Below are 18867 nucleotides of genomic sequence, written 5' to 3'. Positions count from 1 at the left end.
GCTCAGCCCATGGTCTTGGCGCCGTCGATCGACTCCCGCAGGATGTCGGCGTGCCCGGCGTGCTGGGACGTCTCGGCGATCAGGTGCAGCAGCACCCGGCGGACCGTCCAACTCGCCCCCGGCTCGAACCAGGGCGCCTGCGGCAGCGGGTGCGCCGCGTCCAGGTCGAGGGTGGCGATCAGCTTGTCAGTCTGGTCGGCCACCTCCTGGAACCGCTCGACCAGCCCGGCCAGGGTCTCGCCGGGTGCCATCCGGAACTGACCGACCCAGTCGACCTCCTCGCGCTGCATCGCGTCCGCGCCGCCCACGGCGAAGAGCATCCAGCGGTGCTCGCAGCCGGCCACGTGCTTGATGAGGCCGCCGAGGCAGAGCTCGCTCACGGTCGTGCGGGACGCCGCCTGCTCGTCGGTGAGCCCGTCGACGGTCCGCAGAAGGAAACCCCGGTGCAGGCGGAGCGTCTGCAGCAGGTCGGCCCGCTCACCGGTGAGCTGCTCGGTGCTGGTCATGGTGCCACCCTTCCTCGAATGTCGAGTGGCCCCTCGGTGCCCACTCGCCCCGATGTCCACTTGGCGCCACCGTAGGACGAGGCACCGACATTTCCCCGCTCGACACGAGAGCGTGGACCCCAGCGATTGCCGACCCGCGCCGACGGCGATCCAATGAATGACATGGGTGTCATCAAGGTGGGAACGTCGTCCTGGGCGGACCAGTCGCTGCTGCGCTCCGGGTGGTACCCGCGCTCGGCCAACACGCCGGCCCGTCGGCTGGGTTTCTACGCCGGCCGGTTTCCGCTGGTCGAGGTGGACACGTCCTACTACGCCGTCCCCGCACCGGAGACCACGCAGGGCTGGGTGGACGCCACACCAGACGACTTCACCTTCGACGTCAAGGCGTTCCGCCTCTTCACCGGTCATCCGACCCCGGTCGCCGCGCTGCCCCGGGACCTGCGCCCGGCCACCGGCCCGAGTCGGATCCGACGCCGCGACCTGCCGGAGCGGGCGTACGACGAGCTGTGGGATCGTTTCCGCGCAGCCCTGGCCCCGATCGCGGAGGCCGGCAAGCTGGGGTCGGTGTTGTTGCAGTTCCCACCGTGGCTGGCGCGCGGCGCCGCGGCCGAACGCCGGATCGTCGAGCTGGCGCAGCGCTGCCAGCCGTGGCGGGTCGGTGTGGAGCTACGGCACGGGTCCTGGTTCGAGGGTTCCGCCGCACCGGTCACTCTGGACCTGCTGCGCGCGCACGACCTGTCGTTGGTCTGCGTCGACATGCCCCAGGGGCATTCGTCGTCGGTGCCGCCGATCCTGACCATGACGGCGGAGCCGGCGATCGTCCGCTTTCACGGGCACAGCGACGCCTGGCGCGACGGCGACAAGCAGGAGAAGTTCCGGTACGCGTACGCCGACGACGAGCTTCGGCACTGGGCCGTGCTGCTGGCCGAGCTCGCCCGCCCGGCCGACGACCTGCATGTGCTGTTCAACAACTGCTGTGCCGGTCAGGCCCAACGCGACGCCACCCGGCTGGCGCAGCTACTCACCGAGAGGATGATCGCCGGTCGAGCTGCTCCGGCCCGGGCCACATCGATCGGCTGACGGCCGCGCACCCGGAGCGCGGCCCGGGCCTCGTCCGACGGGCGGTCGCGCACCCGGCGCCCGGGTCGGGCAGAGCGGCCGGGAAGGGCGTCAGGAGCGCCGGCCCCGGCTGCGCAGTGCGTCCTGGGTCGATTCGCCGATGTCCGCGTCGTCCGGGAAGGTCCGGCCGCTGGGCGCCGGGTCCGGTGGGGCGCCCGGTCCGGCCATCGTCGTACGGGTCGGCTCCACCGAGCCGAAGCCGTGCCGTCCCGCCGGGTCTCTCCGGCCCGCCGGGGCACCCGCGCGCCGCTCCCCGCGCCGCCCCGGGGGCACCGCGGTCTCCTCGCTGCCCTCGTCCATCGGCGAGTCCTCATCCGTGCCCCAGGGCGCGTCGGCGTCGAAGCCGTCGCCGGTGCCCCACGGCTTGACCGCCTCCGGCTCCAGCCGGTCGTTGTCGCCGCTGCGTCCCTCGCGTGCCATGGCCACCCCGCTCGTCGGTCCGCCGCTGCCGGCGGACGTTGTGCCGTGCGGTACCGCGCCTGCCCGCCCGGTGTCGCCGCACGACATTCGTCGTCACGCCCGTGATCGCGCAGGGCCGGCCAGCGCCCCGCCGTCGAGGTGGCGGCGGGACGCCGGCCGGCCCGGCGTTCAGCGCCCGGCCATCGCCATCGGCCGCTTGCCGTTGGTCATTCCGGCGATCTTGATCATGCCCTTCGACGCGGCCGGCATCCCGCCGACCCGGCCGAGAATCCCCCGGAACACCTGGCCGGGCTTCTGCTGCTCACCCATGTACGCGGTGACCACGACCAGGGTCCCGGTCAGCGCGGGGATGGCCCACTGCAGCAGCTTCATCTGCCGCTGCGAGGAGGCGACGCCCGCCGGGGTCTGGTGGTTCGGCTCGGTGGCCCCGTTCACCGGTGGGCCGCCCGCCTTCTCCAACCGCATCCCCACCAGACGGCTGTAGCCGGTCACCACGAGCGCCCCGATGGTCAACGCCGTCTTGATGGTGCTGGCCCGGGCCACCCCTGACTGGGCGGCCATTCGTGGGCTCTCCGTCACCAACTCGCCGACCGCCCCGGCCAGGTGGGCGCCGATCGCCGCCGCGTTGACCGGGGTCCACTTGGACCATCCCGCCGAGGCGACCGGGAGCCGCTGGGTCGAGTCACTGATCTTCGCCGCTGCGCCATTGACGCCGAGCGCTCCCATCAGGGAGCCGCCAAACCAGGCCGCCAGGCCCAGATCGTGCATCGAGCGCAGTGCGGTATGCCGTTCGGACATGTGATCCCCTTCCGCCGTGTCGGGCGGTGCGGCTTACCCGCCGGTCGGGTGGCTAACCCCGTGCCGTGCCGGCCGATCCGCACCGTATCGGGCACAGGGGAGGACATCTGTGCTGCCGACGTGCCGGATCGCCGCCAGCAGGAGTCGATCGCGCGGTGGCGGGTAGATCCCGAGCGACGCCGACGAGAGGGGAACGCGATGTCGCAGCCGGACGAGAGCCGGGAGAAGACCCCCAAAACAGACGCGGTGCTCATGCACCCGGACAACGACCCACACAGGAACACCGCGGAGGTCGCGCCGCGTAAGGATCACGGGGAGATTCAGGTGGAGCGCGACGGCGAACTGGTGCCGCTGGACCAGGACGACTGAGCTGACCCTCGCTCACGACCAGCCGGTGCGGCCTCAGCGCGCCGGCAGGTCGTCGATGAAGTCGGCGATCCGCCGCGCCAGTGGGGCGCCCGCACGAACCCAGGTGAAGTGGTCCAGCGCCGCGCCGGCCTGGGCCACTGTGTACCGTTCCCGAACTACCGGAGCGGCCGTGAGTTTCGCGCAGAGGTGGTCCATCGTCTCGTGCGGCGTGTACTGGTCGTCGTCCACGCTGATGGCCAGCACCGGCGTGCGCACCGTGCGTGCCGCCGCCTCGGTGTCCGTGCCGTTCAGCCGGGGGAAACGGCCGGTCCGCGCGGTGTAGGCCCAGTCGCGGATCACGCCGCGCGCCTGCCGGCCGCCGAAGCCCCAGCCAGGCCAGACCCCCAGCAGCGCCGCGGTGGCGGCGATCCCCTGGGTGTACGGCAGCACGCCGAGGCCGCGCCGGCCCGGGTAGTTCCGCCAGTACGGGATGCCGACCGCGATCAGCGCCAACCCGTCCACCTCGTCGCCGCCGTGCAGGGCGAGGTGTAGCAGCGCGGCCTGCCCGCCGAGCGAGTGCCCGACCAGCAGCCGGGTGCGTCCGTCCAGTCGTGGTTTGAGCGCGGCCAGGACGGCGCCGACGTCGTCGGCCAGTTCGGCGTAGCCGTACCGGTCGGCCCGGCTGGGCGCGGGAGTGCTCGCTCCGGTGCCGCGCAGGTCGGCGACCACAACGGTCAGACCGGCGGCGCGTAGCGCGGCGGCGAACGGTTGGTAGTAGCGGGCCCGGACGCCCATCGCGGGCCAGATCACGACCACGGGCGCACCCGTCGCGCCGGCCGGCTCCGGATAGACCTGCACACCCAACCGGCCACCGTCGACGTCGACGAACTCCTGCGCGTACTCCGCATCCCCGTTCACCGGCCCAGCCTACGGCCTGACGTTACCGGCGGGTAGCGGTAGGCGGCCGGACGCGACGGAGGGCCCCGCCGGGTGGCAGAGCCCTCCGAATGACGATCCGGTCAGGAGACCGAGATCGTTCCGTTGCTGGCGCGGACGCAGGCTACCGACCGGGCGCTGGTGGCGGCAGCGCCGCTCAGGCACTGGCCGAGCACCTGGTGCCCGGTGGCGTTCGGGTGCCACGACTCCTGGCAGGTCTGGAAGTAGCTGACGCAGGTGTTGGCGATCCGCTGAATGGCGATCTTGTCCTTGCCGGAGAGGCTGGTGACGAAGGTGCCGTTCGGGCTGTCCTGTAGGCGGATGGGGGTGGCCAACGCGCCGGTCGGGCTGGTCGTCTGCTCGCACAGTCGAGCGCCGTTGAAGGCCTGCTGCACGTTCAGGTACACCAGGTCGTCGGAGGGGAACTCGGCGGCCAGAGTGTCCCGGGTGGACTTCACGATGGTGCCCAGGCCCTGCGAGAAGCGGTGCCCGGGTGCCAGGCTGGCCCGGTGAATCGGGCAACCGGCCGCGTACCGCTCGGCGCCCAGGTCGCGGAACTTGTCCCGGGTGTCGTCCCGGCCGTCCTCCTCGTGGAACTGCGGGTTCAGGTCCAGCGGCAACGGGTTCGTGTAGTCCTGGAACACCACCCGGTGCTGCCCGTCCGCGTCCACCTGGTCCAGGGTGGTCAGCAACTGGCGTACGGCGGCGGTGGTCTCCGCGGTCGCGGCGCTGAGCTGCGCGGCGGTCGCCAGGTCGGCGTCGCTGCACGGCTTCTGCTCAACCGGTCCGTTCAGGTACGCCCAGAACTCCCACCAGCCGGTCCACGCGTCCGCGATGAACCGGTTGGCGCACTTCTCCGCGACGCTGCCGAAGGTGAACGAGCTGTTGTTGGACCCGAGGCCGATCAGCACGAGGTCGATGTCCTGGGTCTGCGCGACGGCGCGGAGCTGGTCGAGCTGCGCGGCCACGGTACGGCCGTTGGTCCGCGCCTGCGAGGCGTTGGCGATGTCGTGTGGTTGGCCGCCGGAGCAGGCGAGGTTGAACCGGTTCTGGATGCCCGGCAGGTCGGCCTGGTTGAGCGAGGCGTTCGCTGAGCGGTGGCAGAAGTACGCGTTGTTGTTCGCCGCCGTCCAGCCGGGGAAGCCCTGGGCGACCCCGTTGACGTCGACAACCGGGGTGTACGCCCCGGCGCCCTCCCCGCTGATGAAGCTGTCCCCGAGCGCCACCGCGGCGGTGGGCAGCGCGGCGGTCGCGGGTGCGGGCAGCACGACGGCGGTCGACAGCGCGGCCATCGCGATCGTCAGTCCCGCGGCGAGCGCGGTACGCCGGAACCTGGGCATGGGAGCTCCCATCCATCGAAAGATGAAAGATTCTCTGAGAGCGAGATCACATCACCCTTGTGCGACGGGCGTCAATGGCCCGTAACAGTTTCGTTCGATGAAAGACATGCCAGACGTAGGCGTGCCGTGCCGCCGTGCCGGGCTACCTACCGGTCGGACCGGGTGCGGCGCTTCAGCAGCGCCGCGCCAGCGGCATTCAGACCGACACCCCAGATCAGTAGGACGCAGAGCCACTGCACCCACCGCAACGCGCTCATCTCCCCGGAGAGCAGGTTGCGCACGCTGCCGAACGGGGTGAGCCACGGCTGCGCCGGACGGAGCGCGTCCACGGCGCCCAGCAGCCCGAACAGACCCAGCGGAAGGACGATCGTGGCCAGGAACGCGACCACCACCGAGCGCAGCAGCAGACCCAGCCCGGTGCCCACCAGGCCAGCGACGATCTGCACCAGCACGCTGCCCACCGCGACCGTCCCGGCGTGCCGCCACGGCTCGTCCGCGACGTCGGCCGTGGTGAGGGCCAGCGTCGCGGCGCAGATCAGCACCCCGACCACACCGATGACGACGGCCGGCAGCCCCACCGCGAGCACCGTGGGGACCACCCGGGCGGCAGAGGGCGCCCGTCGCAGGTCACGCACGAGCAGGATGCCGAAGAGCGGCGTCACGACCGACATCAGGCTCTGGACCGTCCCCGAGAGCGCGGCGAACGTCCGGTCGGCGGGGGCCGCCGCCGCGATCAGCGCCATGGCGGAGAGCAGCCCGGCCAGCAGGGTGCCCACGAGCAGCCACCGCCGGGCCCGCGTGCCGAGGGGAGCGTTGCAGGGCGTTGCGCGTCGTCACGTCCACCGCGAGTACCTTCCGACGACCGGTCGGGCGGGTGAGCCTACCGGCGGCGGTGTCTCTGCGTGATCCCGCGATCGCAGTCGTACCGAACTGCTCCTCGCGCTGTCACCGACCGTCCCGGTCGAGGCCCGCGCCTCGCACTTATGCGGCAGCTCGTTCCTTTTGTGCTCACGGGATGTGACAGACGTGGACAGTGCCCGATACCGCTCTCTACAGTTCCCCCGTCTGGCTGTCCTACATCCACGGGGGTTGCGGTGGCCACTGGCCGCTCCATGCATGCTGTTCACGTCCACAAACCGTCCACGATGCACCGACCATCCACGCGCGGCCTGCTCGCCGCCGGGATCGCGGCGTCCATCGGTGTCGCTCTGCTCGCCGCACCCGCGTCGGCCGCACCCGCGTCGGCCGCGCCGGCAGAGGGTGCCGCCGCGAGCGGCACGGCCGGCCGGGAGGCCGTCCAGGCAGCCGCCACGGCCACGCGCACCGGCCAGCGGGTGGAGGTCGTCTCCGCCCGCACGGAGCTGACCCAGGTCTTCGCCAAGCCGGGCGGGGGCTTCGTGTCCGAAACCGCCGCCGTTCCCCAGCGAATCCGTCAGAGCGACGGATCCTGGTCCGACGTCGACCTGTCCCTGCGGCGCGGCGCCACCGGCCTCCGACCGGCGGTCTCCCCGGCCGACCTGGTGTTCTCGTCCGGCGGGCGCGGTCCCGCAGCCACGCTGACCAGCGGAACGAGCGCGATGACGCTGGGCTGGCCGGGTGGGCTGCCCGCGCCGACCGTGTCCAAGGACGCGGCCACCTACCCCGAGGTACTGCCCGGTGTGGACCTGGTGCTCACGGCGACCCACACCGGTTTCACCCATGTCCTCGTGGTGAAAACACCGCAGGCGGCGGCGAACCCGGCGCTCCGGGAGATCCGGTTCGACCTCGGCGGTGACGTGCGAATCCGGCGGGAGGCCGACGGCTCGCTGCGGGCGCTTGCCGGCGAGACCGAGGTGGCGCGCGGCGCGGCGGCCGAGATGTGGGACTCGGCCGGCTCCGGCCGCTCGACCCGCTCGGCGGCGACCTCGTCGCCGTCCGGCCCCGGCGCAGCCGCCCGCACCGCCCCCGTGGCGACCGCGGTCGACCCCGCCGGTGACCTCGTGCTGCGGCCGTCGCCGGACCTGCTCGACCCGGCCAAGGCCACCTTCCCGGTGTTCATCGACCCGGCCTGGTCCGCCACCCGCTCCCGCTGGGCGTACGCCACGAACAACAACTCCACCAACAGCGACACGTCGGCCGCCCTGGTTGGCAAGAATGTCGATTCCGGCGTCATCTACCGCTCCTACTTCGAGTTCCCGATCACGGCGCTGAGCGGCAAGCTCATCAGGTCGGCCTCCGTCCAGGTGGGGGTGACCCACACCTGGTCCTGCTTCGACACCCCGACCTACCTTTACCAGTCGGCGGGCATCGCGAGCACTCCTCGCACCGCGTGGGCCCCCGCACTGACCACGCTGCGGGCTTCCGCAAGTTCGCACGTCCGCGCGACTGGCTGCGCCGACTCACCGCAACCGCCCATGACCGTGCGATTCACCGGCAGCGTCGCCGCTGGCCTCAGCAGCGCCACGGCCGCTCACCAGTCCTCGATCACCTACGGGCTCTGTGCCTGTAGCGACTCGGCAGGGACCGGCGAGAGCACACTGGATCGGTGGAAGAAGTTCGACCCGACCACGGCGCGCCTGCTTGTCGACTACGACTCGGCGCCCACCCAGCCCACCAGCCTCCAGGCCGGCGGCGCGGCCTGCGTCGCGGGCGGCCGGGTCACCCGGACCACCCCGCCGACCCTCTCCGCCGTCTTCCCCGACGCGGACACGGGCCAGGTCCTCCAGACGTCGTACGAACTGCTGGAGATCCCCGCCTCGGGCACCTACGACAGCTCCACCCCCCGAATGAGCCCGCCGGCGGGCTCGACAGTGGTGGCCGGCGCGCGGTCCACCACGGCCGCGGTGACCGGCACTGCCAGCGGGAAGTCGTACGCGTTCCGGACGCGCAGCGACGACAGCTACGTGACCAGCCCCTGGTCGGCCTGGTGTGAATTCACCATCGACGACCTGCCGCCCACCGTGAGCGTCGACGCGGTCGCCACCCCCGCCCCGCCCGGGCAGCTCTACACCTACAAGCTGCGCTCGCCGGACCCGGACGTGGTCAGCTTCCGCTACGGCTGGAGCAGCCCGCCCACCGAGGAGGCGGAGGCCGGCACCAGCCTCGGCTACTCCGGCAAGACTGTGTCGGTGACCCTGGCCACGCCGGCCTACGGCACCAACACGCTGTACGTCGCCGCGGTGGACAGCGCCGGGAACGTCGGCTACGGCTCGCTTGTTATCGAGGTGGCACCGTAGTTAAGCAGCTGAGAGACAACCGGTCACGGCGCGGCTAACGCGTCGAATCCGGACAGCAGCTCACGATGTCGGGGCCCGCATCCGCAACGAGGATGCGGGCCCCGACTGCGGGGTGCCGTCGTCGTGTCGCATCTGCCGGTTAGGCTCGCTGCGGCGCGCGCCGGCCGACTGACAGTTCGGACGCGGCACCACACCGCCGAGACCGGGGAGTACGACGCGTTGACCACAGAGCCTGACACCCTGTACGGGGCCGATGACCTCACCCACCTTGAGGGGCTGGACGCTGTCCGCAAGCGGCCCGGCATGTACATCGGTTCCACCGACAGCCGTGGCGTGGGTCACCTCGTCAACGAGATCCTCGACAACTCGACCGACGAGGGTGTCGCCGGTCACGCCGGTCACGTCGAGGTGATCCTGCACGCCGACGGCTCGGTGCAGGTCGACGACGACGGCCGGGGCATCCCCACCGACGTGCACGCCAAGTCCGGCATCTCCGGCGTCGAGCTGGTGCTGACCCGGCTGCACGCCGGCGGCAAGTTCGGCGGCTCCGGCTACAAGACCTCCGGCGGCCTGCACGGCGTCGGCGCGTCCGCGGTCAACGCGCTGTCGCGCCGGTTCGACGTGACCGTCCGTCGCGCCGGCAAGATCCACGCGATGTCGTTCCGGCACGGCGTCCCCGGGATCTTCGACGGCGACGGGCCGGACGCGCCCTTCGCCGCCGGCCCTAGGCTCCAGGTCATCGGTGCGATGAAGCGTGGCCAGCGCACCGGCACCTCGATCCGCTGGTGGCACGACGCCCGCTACTTCGAGACCGGCGCGGCGCTCGACGTCGACGCGGTCCGCACGAAGCTGCGCAACACCGCCTTCCTGGTCCCCGGCGTGACCTACCTGCTGCGTGACCTGACCGGCGAGGCGCCCACCGAGGAGCGGTTCCACTACCCCAACGGGCTCAGCGACATGGTGGAGTTCCTCGCCCCGGCCGGCGACCGGCCGGTCTCCGGCATCCTGCTGGTCAACGGCGAGGGGACGTACCGGGAGAACGCCGCCGACGCCAACGGCGTCATGCAGTCCAACGTGCAGCGGCGCGCCGAGGTCGAGGTGGCGTTCCGGTGGGGCACCGGCTACGAGCGCACCGTCGAATGCTTCACCAACACCATCCGCAACGCGCACGGCGGCACCCACCGCAAGGGCTTCGAGCGGGCCCTGGTCCGCACCCTCGCCGACGCGGTCCGCAACACCCGCGGCCTGCTCAAGGCCAAGGAGGAGCCGCCCACCCTGGACGACGTCCTGGAGGGCATGACGGCCGTGGTGCACGTGCGGATCCCCGAGCCGCAGTTCACCTCGCAGACCAAGGACGAGCTCTCCACCACCGGCATCACCAAGGTGATCCAGACCCTCGTCGACGCGCACGTCAAGGCGTGGATGGAGGACCGGCGCACCAAGGCCGAGGCGCGCGTCGTCCTGCAGAAGATCGTCGACGCGGCCCGGGTGCGGCTCACCCAGAAGCAGCAGAAGGACGCCGCCCGGCGCAAGACCGCCCTGGAGGGCGCGTCCATGCCGCCGAAGTTGGTCGACTGCCGCGCGACCGGCATCGACCGCAGTGAGCTGTTCATCGTCGAGGGCGACAGCGCGTTGGGCACGAGCCGGATGGCCCGTTCCTCCGAATACCAGGCGTTGTTGCCGATCCGGGGCAAGATCCTCAACGTGCAGAAGGCCAACCTCCAGCAGGTTCTGGACAATGCCGAGTGCGCGGCGATCGTCCAGGTGCTCGGGGCCGGCTCGGGGCGGACGTTCGACCTCGCCGCGCTGCGCTACGGCCGCGTGCTGATCATGGCCGACGCCGACGTGGACGGCGCGCACATCCGCACGCTGCTGATCACCCTCTTCGCCCGGTACATGCGCCCGTTGATCGAGGCCGGGCGGCTCTACGCCGCGATGCCGCCCCTACACAAGATCACCACCAAGGGGCGCAACCCGCAGACCGTCTACACCTACACCCAGGCCGAGATGGAGACGACGGTCCGCAAGCTGGAGAAGGCCGGCAAGCAGATCGTCACCCCCATCCCGCGGTTCAAGGGCCTCGGTGAAATGGACGCCGACGAGTTGTGGGACACCACGATGAACCCGGCCACCCGCGCCGTCCGCCGGATCACCCTCGACGACGTCGACGCCGCCGAGCGGATCCTCGAACTGCTGATGGGCGAGAAGGTCGAGCCGCGCCGCAACTGGCTGATCGACTCCGCCGACCGGGTCGACCGGGAGGCGATCGACGCATGAGCGAGCGACAGTGAGCGAATCATTGAAGCAGCGCGGTGGTGCCTCAGGGCGTCGCGCAGCGAAGCGGAGCGACGGAATGAGCACGCGCACCGTCCGAGGGGAAAGCTGAGTCATGGCACGCCGCAAGGAATCCAAGGTCGATCTCTCCTCGTTCGACCAGGCCGGCGCGCGGGTCTTCGACAACCCGCTGGTCACCGAGGTCTCCGACTCCTATTTGGAGTACGCGTTCTCGGTCATCCACTCCCGCGCCCTGCCCGACGCCCGCGACGGCCTCAAGCCCGTGCACCGGCGCATCCTCTGGTCGATGTATGAGCAGGGCTATCGGCCCGACCGCGGGCACGTGAAGTCCGCCCGGGTGGTCGGCGACGTCATGGGTAAGTACCACCCACACGGTGACACGGCGATCTACGACGCGATGGTCCGCCTCGCGCAGGACTTCTCGCTCAACGTGCCACTCATCGACGGGCACGGAAACTTCGGGTCCCCAGACGATGGACCGGCCGCCTCGCGTTACACGGAAGCGCGGATGTCGCGTGAGGCGATGCTGCTCGTCGGCGAGCTGGGCGAGGACACCGTCGACGTCGAGCCCAACTACGACGGGTCGCTGACCCAGCCCACCGTGCTGCCGGCGGCCTTCCCCAACCTGCTGGTCAACGGCGCGTCCGGGATCGCGGTCGGGATGGCCACCAACATGATCCCGCACAACCTGGCCGAGGTGGTCCAGGCGGCCCGCTGGCTGATCAACCACCCGGACGCCACACTGGACAAGCTCATGGAGTTCGTCCCCGGCCCCGACCTGCCCACCGGTGGGGTGCTGCTCGGCTTGGACGAGGTGCGTCGGGCGTACGAGACCGGGCGCGGCGTGGTGCGGATGCGCGGCAAGGTGGAGATCGGCCCGATCGAGGGCAGCCGGGGTCGTCAGGCGATCACCGTGGTCGAGCTGCCCTACGGCGTCGGCGCGGAGAAGGTCATCGCCGCGATCACCAATGAGGTCACCAAGACCAAGCGGTTGACCGGCATTGCCGACGTGAAGGACCTCACCGACCGGGAGAGCGGCACCCGGCTCGTCGTCGAGTGCAAGGTCGGGGTCAACCCGCAGGCGCTGCTCGCCGACCTCTACCGGCTCACCCCGCTGGAGCAGTCGTTCGGTGTCAACAACCTGGTCCTGGTCGACGGGCAGCCACGCACGCTGGGGCTGAAGGCGCTGCTGGAGGTCTTTCTCGCCCACCGGTACGAGGTGGTCACCCGGCGCACCTCGTACCGTCGGCGCAAGCGTCAGGAGCGGCTGCACCTGGTCGACGGTTTGCTGATCGCTCTGCTGGACATCGACGAGGTGGTCCGGCTGATTCGGGGCAGCGACGACGCCCAGGCTGCGAAGGACGGGCTGATGAGCCGGTTCGGCCTCTCCGACATCCAGGCCACCTACATTCTGGACACTCCGCTGCGCCGGTTGACCAAGTTCGACCGGATCGAGCTGGAGACCGAGCAGGAGCGGCTGCGCGCCGAGATCGCCGAGCTGAGCAAGATCCTCGACGACGAGCGGGTGCTGAGGAAGCTGGTCTCCGACGAGCTGGCGGCGGTGGTCAAGCAGTTCGGCACCGAGCGGCGGACGACGTTGGTCGACGGTGATCTCAAGGAGGTGCTGGCGGCTTCCGCGCCGGCCGGCCCGCTGGAGGTCGCCGACGACCCGTGCCAGGTGATCCTCTCCGCGACCGGGCTGGTCGCCCGGACCGCGGCCGAGTCGGAGGAGAGCGCCGAGGGGCGCCGACGCAACGGCCGGGTCAAGCACGACACGGTACGCGCGATCGTGCACTCCACCGCCCGTGGGCGGGTGCTGCTGCTGACCAGTGCCGGTCGCGCCTTCAAGGTCGACGTTCTGCCGCTGCCGGTGCTGCCCGAGCAGGCCGGCACGGTGTCGCTGCGCGGCGGCATGTCCGCGGCCGAGCTGGTGCCCTTGGAGGCGGGGGAGACGGTCGTTGGTCTGGCCCCGCTGGGCGGGCAGGCGGAGGGCTCGCCAGGGCTGGCGCTGGGCACCCGGCAGGGCATGGTGAAGATCTGCTCGCCGGAGTGGCCGGTGCGCTCGGACGAGTTCGAGGTGATCGGGCTGCGTGACGGTGACGAGGTGGTCGGGGCGACCTGGCTGATCGACGGCGCCGAGACGTTGACCTTCGTCACCTCGGAGGCGTCGCTGTTGCGCTTCCCCGCGACCCTGGTCCGTCCGCAGGGTCTCAAGGGCGGCGGCATGGCCGGCATCAACCTGCCGGCCGGAGCGCGGGTGGCGTTCTTCGGCGCGGTGCGCACCGACGACCTGGGGCATGGCGAGCCGATGGTGGTCACCTCCACCGGCGCGACGGTCAAGGTGACGCCGTTCAAGGCGTACCCGGCGAAGGGCCGGGCGACCGGCGGTGTGCGCGCGCACCGCTTCCTCAAGGGTGAGACGGACGTGGCCGTCGCCTGGGTGGGTCCGCGTCCCGTCGGCGCGACCGGCACCGGTGACCCGGTGGAGCTGCCCGCGGCGGACCCCCGCCGCGACGGTTCCGGCTTCGCGGTGATGCTCGGCCCAACGGTGGTAGGCCACCTGATCGAACGCGACTAACCCACCGCCCAGCCCCTCGCCTTGGTGATCAAGAGGTTTGCGTCACGACACGGCGGTGCCGGTGACGCAAACCTCTTGATCAACGCCCGAGGCGGGGGCGGGGTGGGTGGGGTGGTTGGGTTTAGGCGACGTTGATGGGGCGGAACTGGACGCTTACTCGGGGGCCTACCGGGCGGGTGGTCTTGGGGATGGCGTGTTCCCACGTGCGTTGGCACGAGCCGCCCATCACGATCAGGTCGCCGTGGCCCACCGGGAAGCGCAGGCTGTCGCCGCCACCCCGTGGGCGCAGCAGCAGCGGTCGGGGTGAGCCGAAGGAGACGATCGCGACGACCGTGTCGGTGTGCGCGGAGCGGCCGATGGTGTCGCCGTGCCAGGCCACGCTGTCGCGCCCGGAACGGTAGAGGCACATGCCGGCGGTGACGAACGGCTCGCCCAGCTCGGGGGCGTAGTGCCGGGTCAGGGCCGCCCGTGCCGTGGTGAGCACGGGGTGGGGGAGTTGCCGGTCGCCGTCGTACCACGAGAGCAGGCGGGGGACGTCGACCTCGGTGTCGTACATGGTGCGCCGCTCGGCGCGCCAGGGCACCTCGGTGAGCAGGGTGTCGAGGACGTTGTCGGAGCCGCGCACCCAGCCGGGAAGGTGATCGACCCACGCGCCCCGGCTGAGTTGGTGCCGGCGGATCTGACCGGGCAGTTGCCCCAGGCTCGGCTCGGTGTCGGTCAGGTCGAGCATCGACGGCTGGTAGGCGGCCTGCGTCATGCGGCCACCCTAGCAGGGCTTTCGTACACCCGTGCCAATAGGCGTGTCAGCTGGTCACGGCGGCGGCGCGTACGGCGTCGAACACCGCGTCGACGACCCGTGCCCTTCCCTGCCCGTCGACGGTGGACCAGGCCTTCGCGGCCAGTGTCGCGCGCCGCTGCGGCGAGCCGAGCAGACCGTGCAGGGTGCGCGCGGCCGCCGCGCGGGCGGCTCGTCCGGCGACCCCGGCAGCGGTCAGCTCCGGCAGCGCGCCGAGGCCGGCGGCCAGGCCGTGCCGCACCACCCGGGCGTACGACTCGCGTTGGTTGTCGACCACGCAGACCAGGGCGGCGGGTGCACCGAGGCAGCAGAGTTCCCAGGTGGACGTGCCGGCGGCGCTGACCACCAGGTCGGCTTCGGCGATCAGTTTCGGTAGCGCGGTGGTGGGCGGGACCGGCCGGATGATCTGCCCGCGGCCGGGGGCGACGTCCTCGACCTCCGCCTCGATCTCGGGTCGCCCGACGATGACGGTGAGGTCCATCGGATGGCCGGTGGCCACCAGCACCCGGGTCAGTACCGGGGCCGCGCCGACCGCGTCGGTGCCGCCGAAGAAGGCCAGCACCCGCGGTCGGCTGACCGCCGTGGCGGGTGGGGGCGCCGGTGGGCGGGCGGTGATCACCGAGTCGCGCAGCAGGGCGTACGCACTGCCGGCGAGCAGCCGGCCCGGCAGCCCTGGCAGCTCCGCTCCGAAGTTCTGGTCGAGGTAGAGGTCCGCGACCTGGCCCCGGCTGTCCCCGTCGATGATGGCGAGGGTGAACACTCCGGCGGAGCGCAGGGCGCCCGCTCCGGCCGGGTCCAGCTCGTAGGAGTCGAGGACCATCACGTCCAGTTCGTGCCGGTGGGCTGCCTCGACAAGTTCGGCCGGCGTATCCGGGCCCGGGTGCAGGGGGATGCCGCGCGCGGCGAGTTCCGCCGTGGCCCAGTCGAGCCGTTCGACGGTGCCGAACACGGCGACGTGGGCGCCACGGGCGAGGAACCCCTCGGCGAGCGCCAGGCAGCGGACGAGGTGGCCGACGCCCCGTCGCGGTCCGGCGTCGCAGCGCAACCCGACCCGAAGGGTGCTCAGGACTCCTCCAGTTGCTTCTGTCGCACGTCGGCGTTGAGCGCGCGCAGCCGGGGCTGCCCGTGGAGCCAGTCGGCGAGCTTGGCCAGTGGCACGCTGACGTCACCGAAGTGGTCGATGACCGCGCTGACCAGGGCCCAGTCCTGCTCGGTGTCGAGGGTGAGCCGCAGCGCTGAGCGGTCCGGGGTGACTGTCACGCCGAGCACGCGGAACAGCTCCGGATGGGTGTACGCGTACGAGGTCACGTGCACCCGGTGGTGGTCGGTGGCGAGCCGGTCCAGGGTGCGCAGCGTCTCCGCTCGGATGATCTCGACGTCCAGCCCTCGGGGCAGGGTGCGGGCGATCGACGTGCTCGCGTAGTCCAGCCCGGGAACCGCCCGGTACACCGACGCGACCAGGGTGATGATCTCCGGGTCGAGCAGCGGGCAGTCGGCGGTGAACCGCATGACCGCGTCCCCCGGGTGCGCCGCGAGAGCGCCCACGAACCGACCCAGTACGTCGTCGACGGGCCCGCGGTGGCACGGCACGCCCAGCCGCTCGCACTCGGTCACCACGGCGTCGTCGACCGCGTCCGTGCTGGTGGCGACCACCAGGTCGGCCAGGACGCCGCTGTCGCGGGCGGCGCGCACGACCCGGCCCAGCACGGAACGCCCGGCGAGCGGCCGGAGCACCTTGCCGGGCAGGCGGGACGAACCCATCCGGGCCTGCACGACGCCGACGATCCGTGGCCCCGCGTCGGCACCACCGGTCGAGGCCACCCCGGGCAGCGGTACGCCGGTCACTGCTGTTCCTCCTGCTTCGGGGCCAGAGCGGCGGTGGCCCGACGCTTGGCGGCGCGGGCACCCCGCTTGGCGAGCCGGGCCGGGGTGATGGCGAGCCGGCCCACCCGGTAGCTGAGTGAACCACTGAGCAGGCCGATCGTCGCCTCGGCCCGGCGCAGCGCCCGCTCCCGCGAGGTGAGCAGTTCCTCGGTCCACGCGGTCAGTGCCGTCAGCCGGGTGAGTTCCTCGCGCTGGCGCAGCCACGCCTCGCGCAGCTGCTGGTAGCTCTGCGCACCGACGGGCGGGTCGGTCGGTGCGACGGCGTGCAGCTCGGTGGCGAGGTTGACCCTGCCGTCGGGGTCGAGCCCGTGCAGTGCGGCGGCGATGGCCGCCTCGGCCTCCACCGCCGCGGCGACGGTCGCGCGGTCCAGGTCGTGGCCGGCGATGCCACCGAGCACCACGGTCAGGCCCGTGACGTCGAGGGTGGACGACCACGGGTGGGCGTACCCGCCGGTGAGCAGGCTTGCCGCGAAGCGCCACAGCCCGCGGGCCAGCACCACGTCGGCGGGCAGCGCGACGGTGGCCCGCCAGCTCGGGTCGAGCACCGCGTAACGCTCGCCGTCGACCACCACGTTGTCGGTGCCGGCCAGCGCGGCCGCGCCGGCGATCCGACCGTCGCTGTCGACCTGGTCGGCGAGCCAGCCCGCGTACCCGTGCAGGAGCGTGCGCAGGGTCGCCAGGTCGCGGCGCAGGGCCGCGTCGAGCAGCAGGGTACGCAGCAGCCGGCCGGACGGCACCGGCCCGGACAGCGCGTCCGCGTCGCGGTAGGCGGCCTCGCGGCTGGCGAACGGCGCGGCGGCCGGCACCTGTGGGTCGGTGGCCGCGGTGAGCCCCCAACGCCAACCCGACGGGCCGTGCAGCACCTCCAGCACGCCGATCCCCGGATGCCCGGTCTGCACCAGGACCACCGGCAGGTCGCCGTCGGCGGGCGGTGTGGTCGGGTCGGCGGGGTCGACGGGCCGGTGGGCGAGCATCAGCCAGCCCGGTGCGAGGTCGGCGGCGCGTCCGGCGTGCAGCGCGTCCACCGCCAGCCGGGCCGGGTCCTGGAGCACGGTGGCGCTGGTGAAACCTCCGGCGCAGGCGCCGTGCAGCACCGCGTCGAACAGGCCGGAGCCCGCGTCCCGGTCGAGGTGGTCGGCGTCGAGCAGCGCCGTCGGGGTGCTGGCGTCGGGGTACGCGGCCCAGCACGCGACCGGCCGCAGCCCCGTCGCGCCGAGCCGCTCGCGCAGCTGGTCCCGGTTGGTCGGGTGGGCGCGGTCCAGCACCCCGCCGATCACCCAGGCGGAGTCCTCCCGGCCGGCGTACCAGGGGGTGGTGGCGACCAGGCGGTGCAGGCCGAGCGGATTGTCCAGGCGCAGCAGCAACGAGCCACCCGGTCGCACCGCTGCGACCAGTCGCGCCAGCACGCCGTCCCAGCCGAGCCGGGTGCCCTCCACCGACTCCACCGGGTCCAGCCCGGCACCGGCGATCACCACGTCGTACGTCTCGTCGTCGGGCAGCCCGGTCGGGCCACCCACCATGACGCGGGCGGCCCGCTGGGCCAGCACGACCGCGTCCGGGTGACTGCGCAGCAGGCAGGTCACCTCGGCGTGGGCGAGCTGGTCCAGCAGCGCCGGGTCGTGCGGCCCGGCCACCAGGACCCGGGCGCCGGGCGGCACGAGCCGTGCGGCCAGCGCGGCGAGTGGCCCACCGTCGGCCAAGCGTTTCTGCGGCAGGTCGGACCAGGTCAGCATCTCGCCGCCCGGCAGGGTGATCCGGCCGGCGGGTGCCGTCTCAGTCGTCACGGTCTTCCTCTTCCTCCTGGAGGTTCGCCCATCCGAGCAGCTCGCGTAGCTCGGCCGGCGTGCAGCGGTGGTCGGTGCCCAGCTCGGCGCGGGCGATCTGGACCGCGGTGGGCAGGTCGACCGAGGTGCCGTGCAGCTCCGGCCACTGCCGCCGGATGCGGGCGGTGCCGCCGAAGGTCGGGTCCTCGTTGGACAGGATCATCGGGTCGCCGTAGACCGCCGGTTCGCACCCCGCCGCGATGCCGTAGAAAATAGCGCTGGTCAGCCGGTTGGACGCCACCCGGCGGTGCCGGCGCAGCTCGGTCAGCTGCTTGTCGAGGAAGTCCGGGTCGGTGTCCTTCCACCAGTGTCCCCGGTAGCCGTGGCAGATCACCCGGAACCCGGCACGCTCGTAGAGCCGGCGGACGTTGCGCATCCGGTACTCGTGCCAGTAGAGGCAGACCGTGACCGGGCCGGGCTCGGTGTCCTGGATGAGGGCGATCAGCTTCCGGTGGTCGCCCTTGACGTGCTGGCCCTCCCAGCCGTGGAACGGGTACCAGATGGTGCCCTCGCGCTCCTCGGCCGGTGGTTCCTCGGGTCGCATGGCCAGCAGGTAGATGAACGGCGCGCCGATCACGACCACGTTGCGGCGCCCCACCGACCAGGCGCGGCGGCGGGTCTGCTCGGACCAGAGCAGACTGGGGGTGCGCTCGGCGTACGGGTGACCGGGGGCCAGGCCGTCGCCGATGTTCCAGCCGTGCTGCACGTACCCGTTGATCCGCGGCGGATGCCGGTCGCCGAGGCCGGCGTAGCGGGCCAGCACGTGCGCATGGCCGTAGAAGTGGTTGGCGTGGTGCATCAGGTTCCCA

General features: G+C 72.1%; 16 protein-coding genes. 5 read left to right on the top strand and 11 right to left on the bottom strand.

The window, feature by feature from the left end:
- Nucleotides 1-2: 2 nt before the first annotated feature.
- Nucleotides 3-506 carry a DinB family protein gene (locus tag ACQEUX_RS15170; protein WP_433047341.1) on the bottom strand — a complete coding sequence of 168 codons (504 nt, stop codon included), beginning with the start codon at nucleotides 504-506 and terminating at the stop codon, nucleotides 3-5.
- Between the two features lie 162 nt (nucleotides 507-668).
- On the opposite strand from ACQEUX_RS15170, the gene ACQEUX_RS15165 reads away from it, so the two are divergent.
- Entirely contained in the window at nucleotides 669-1586 is a 918-nt protein-coding gene (locus tag ACQEUX_RS15165; RefSeq protein ID WP_433047339.1) for a DUF72 domain-containing protein, read from the top strand.
- A gap of 90 nt (nucleotides 1587-1676) precedes the next feature.
- Here the strand turns inward: ACQEUX_RS15165 and ACQEUX_RS15160 are convergent, their stop codons facing one another.
- Nucleotides 1677-2045, bottom strand: coding sequence for a hypothetical protein (locus ACQEUX_RS15160; RefSeq protein ID WP_433047337.1), 369 nt, complete (start codon nucleotides 2043-2045; stop codon nucleotides 1677-1679).
- Nucleotides 2046-2213: 168 nt separating this feature from the next.
- Complete coding sequence (locus ACQEUX_RS15155) at nucleotides 2214-2843, bottom strand: hypothetical protein (protein WP_433047334.1); 630 nt, start codon at nucleotides 2841-2843, stop codon at nucleotides 2214-2216.
- A gap of 198 nt (nucleotides 2844-3041) precedes the next feature.
- Between ACQEUX_RS15155 and ACQEUX_RS15150 the strand changes: the two genes are divergently transcribed.
- Nucleotides 3042-3212 (top strand): hypothetical protein, encoded by a 171-nt coding sequence (locus tag ACQEUX_RS15150; RefSeq protein WP_433047331.1) that lies wholly within the window; start codon nucleotides 3042-3044, stop codon nucleotides 3210-3212.
- A 33-nt stretch (nucleotides 3213-3245) separates the two neighbouring features.
- Here the strand turns inward: ACQEUX_RS15150 and ACQEUX_RS15145 are convergent, their stop codons facing one another.
- The 3 genes from ACQEUX_RS15145 to ACQEUX_RS15135 all read right to left on the bottom strand — a co-directional run bounded on the left by ACQEUX_RS15145 (nucleotide 3246) and on the right by ACQEUX_RS15135 (nucleotide 6243).
- Nucleotides 3246-4109 (bottom strand): alpha/beta hydrolase family protein, encoded by an 864-nt coding sequence (locus ACQEUX_RS15145; RefSeq protein WP_433047328.1) that lies wholly within the window; start codon nucleotides 4107-4109, stop codon nucleotides 3246-3248.
- Nucleotides 4110-4210: 101 nt separating this feature from the next.
- Complete coding sequence (locus ACQEUX_RS15140; protein WP_433047325.1) at nucleotides 4211-5467, bottom strand: hypothetical protein; 1257 nt, start codon at nucleotides 5465-5467, stop codon at nucleotides 4211-4213.
- A 146-nt stretch (nucleotides 5468-5613) separates the two neighbouring features.
- Complete coding sequence (locus ACQEUX_RS15135; RefSeq protein ID WP_433047322.1) at nucleotides 5614-6243, bottom strand: hypothetical protein; 630 nt, start codon at nucleotides 6241-6243, stop codon at nucleotides 5614-5616.
- Nucleotides 6244-6612: 369 nt separating this feature from the next.
- Here ACQEUX_RS15135 and ACQEUX_RS15130 point away from each other — a divergent pair, with 369 nt between their 5' ends.
- The 3 genes from ACQEUX_RS15130 (at nucleotide 6613) to ACQEUX_RS15120 (ending at nucleotide 13555) form a co-directional block, all read left to right on the top strand.
- Complete coding sequence (locus ACQEUX_RS15130; RefSeq protein WP_433047319.1) at nucleotides 6613-8682, top strand: hypothetical protein; 2070 nt, start codon at nucleotides 6613-6615, stop codon at nucleotides 8680-8682.
- A 219-nt stretch (nucleotides 8683-8901) separates the two neighbouring features.
- Nucleotides 8902-10959, top strand: coding sequence for a DNA gyrase/topoisomerase IV subunit B (locus ACQEUX_RS15125; protein ID WP_433047316.1), 2058 nt, complete (start codon nucleotides 8902-8904; stop codon nucleotides 10957-10959).
- Nucleotides 10960-11071: 112 nt separating this feature from the next.
- Entirely contained in the window at nucleotides 11072-13555 is a 2484-nt protein-coding gene (locus ACQEUX_RS15120; protein ID WP_433047313.1) for a DNA gyrase/topoisomerase IV subunit A, read from the top strand.
- A 121-nt stretch (nucleotides 13556-13676) separates the two neighbouring features.
- Here ACQEUX_RS15120 and ACQEUX_RS15115 read toward each other — a convergent pair whose 3' ends face one another.
- Genes ACQEUX_RS15115 through ACQEUX_RS15095 form a run of 5 tightly spaced genes read right to left on the bottom strand, consistent with a single transcriptional unit; the run spans nucleotide 13677 to nucleotide 18857 of the window.
- A complete protein-coding gene (locus ACQEUX_RS15115) occupies nucleotides 13677-14312 on the bottom strand; it encodes an alpha-ketoglutarate-dependent dioxygenase AlkB (RefSeq protein WP_433047310.1) in 636 nt (211 codons plus the stop codon).
- A gap of 46 nt (nucleotides 14313-14358) precedes the next feature.
- Nucleotides 14359-15417, bottom strand: coding sequence for a PseG/SpsG family protein (locus ACQEUX_RS15110; protein WP_433049862.1), 1059 nt, complete (start codon nucleotides 15415-15417; stop codon nucleotides 14359-14361).
- Nucleotides 15414-16172 (bottom strand): cytidylyltransferase domain-containing protein, encoded by a 759-nt coding sequence (locus ACQEUX_RS15105; RefSeq protein WP_433049860.1) that lies wholly within the window; start codon nucleotides 16170-16172, stop codon nucleotides 15414-15416. The genes ACQEUX_RS15110 and ACQEUX_RS15105 overlap by 4 nt, the downstream gene beginning before the upstream one ends.
- Nucleotides 16173-16192: 20 nt before the next feature.
- The gene (locus tag ACQEUX_RS15100; protein WP_433047307.1) at nucleotides 16193-18019 is read right to left on the bottom strand and encodes a class I SAM-dependent methyltransferase; all 1827 of its coding nucleotides are present in this window, start codon (nucleotides 18017-18019) and stop codon (nucleotides 16193-16195) included.
- Nucleotides 18009-18857, bottom strand: coding sequence for a hypothetical protein (locus ACQEUX_RS15095; RefSeq protein WP_433047304.1), 849 nt, complete (start codon nucleotides 18855-18857; stop codon nucleotides 18009-18011). Before ACQEUX_RS15095 ends, ACQEUX_RS15100 begins: the two co-directional genes overlap by 11 nt.
- Nucleotides 18858-18867 lie beyond the last annotated feature (10 nt).

This window comes from Micromonospora sp. CA-259024, assembly GCF_050936255.1.
Classification (GTDB): domain Bacteria; phylum Actinomycetota; class Actinomycetes; order Mycobacteriales; family Micromonosporaceae; genus Micromonospora.
This window is presented reverse-complemented; position numbering and strand designations above follow the sequence as displayed.

What these genes read in the sequence shown, in the direction of transcription:
- ACQEUX_RS15170 (WP_433047341.1), bottom strand. Translation starts at nt 506, where the DNA reads ATGACCAGCACCGAGCAGCTCACCGGTGAGCGGGCCGACCTGCTGCAG.
- ACQEUX_RS15165 (WP_433047339.1), top strand. Translation starts at nt 669, where the DNA reads ATGGGTGTCATCAAGGTGGGAACGTCGTCCTGGGCGGACCAGTCGCTG.
- ACQEUX_RS15160 (WP_433047337.1), bottom strand. Translation starts at nt 2,045, where the DNA reads ATGGCACGCGAGGGACGCAGCGGCGACAACGACCGGCTGGAGCCGGAG.
- ACQEUX_RS15155 (WP_433047334.1), bottom strand. Translation starts at nt 2,843, where the DNA reads ATGTCCGAACGGCATACCGCACTGCGCTCGATGCACGATCTGGGCCTG.
- ACQEUX_RS15150 (WP_433047331.1), top strand. Translation starts at nt 3,042, where the DNA reads ATGTCGCAGCCGGACGAGAGCCGGGAGAAGACCCCCAAAACAGACGCG.
- ACQEUX_RS15140 (WP_433047325.1), bottom strand. Translation starts at nt 5,467, where the DNA reads ATGCCCAGGTTCCGGCGTACCGCGCTCGCCGCGGGACTGACGATCGCG.
- ACQEUX_RS15130 (WP_433047319.1), top strand. Translation starts at nt 6,613, where the DNA reads ATGCACCGACCATCCACGCGCGGCCTGCTCGCCGCCGGGATCGCGGCG.
- ACQEUX_RS15120 (WP_433047313.1), top strand. Translation starts at nt 11,072, where the DNA reads ATGGCACGCCGCAAGGAATCCAAGGTCGATCTCTCCTCGTTCGACCAG.
- ACQEUX_RS15115 (WP_433047310.1), bottom strand. Translation starts at nt 14,312, where the DNA reads ATGACGCAGGCCGCCTACCAGCCGTCGATGCTCGACCTGACCGACACC.
- ACQEUX_RS15095 (WP_433047304.1), bottom strand. Translation starts at nt 18,857, where the DNA reads ATGCACCACGCCAACCACTTCTACGGCCATGCGCACGTGCTGGCCCGC.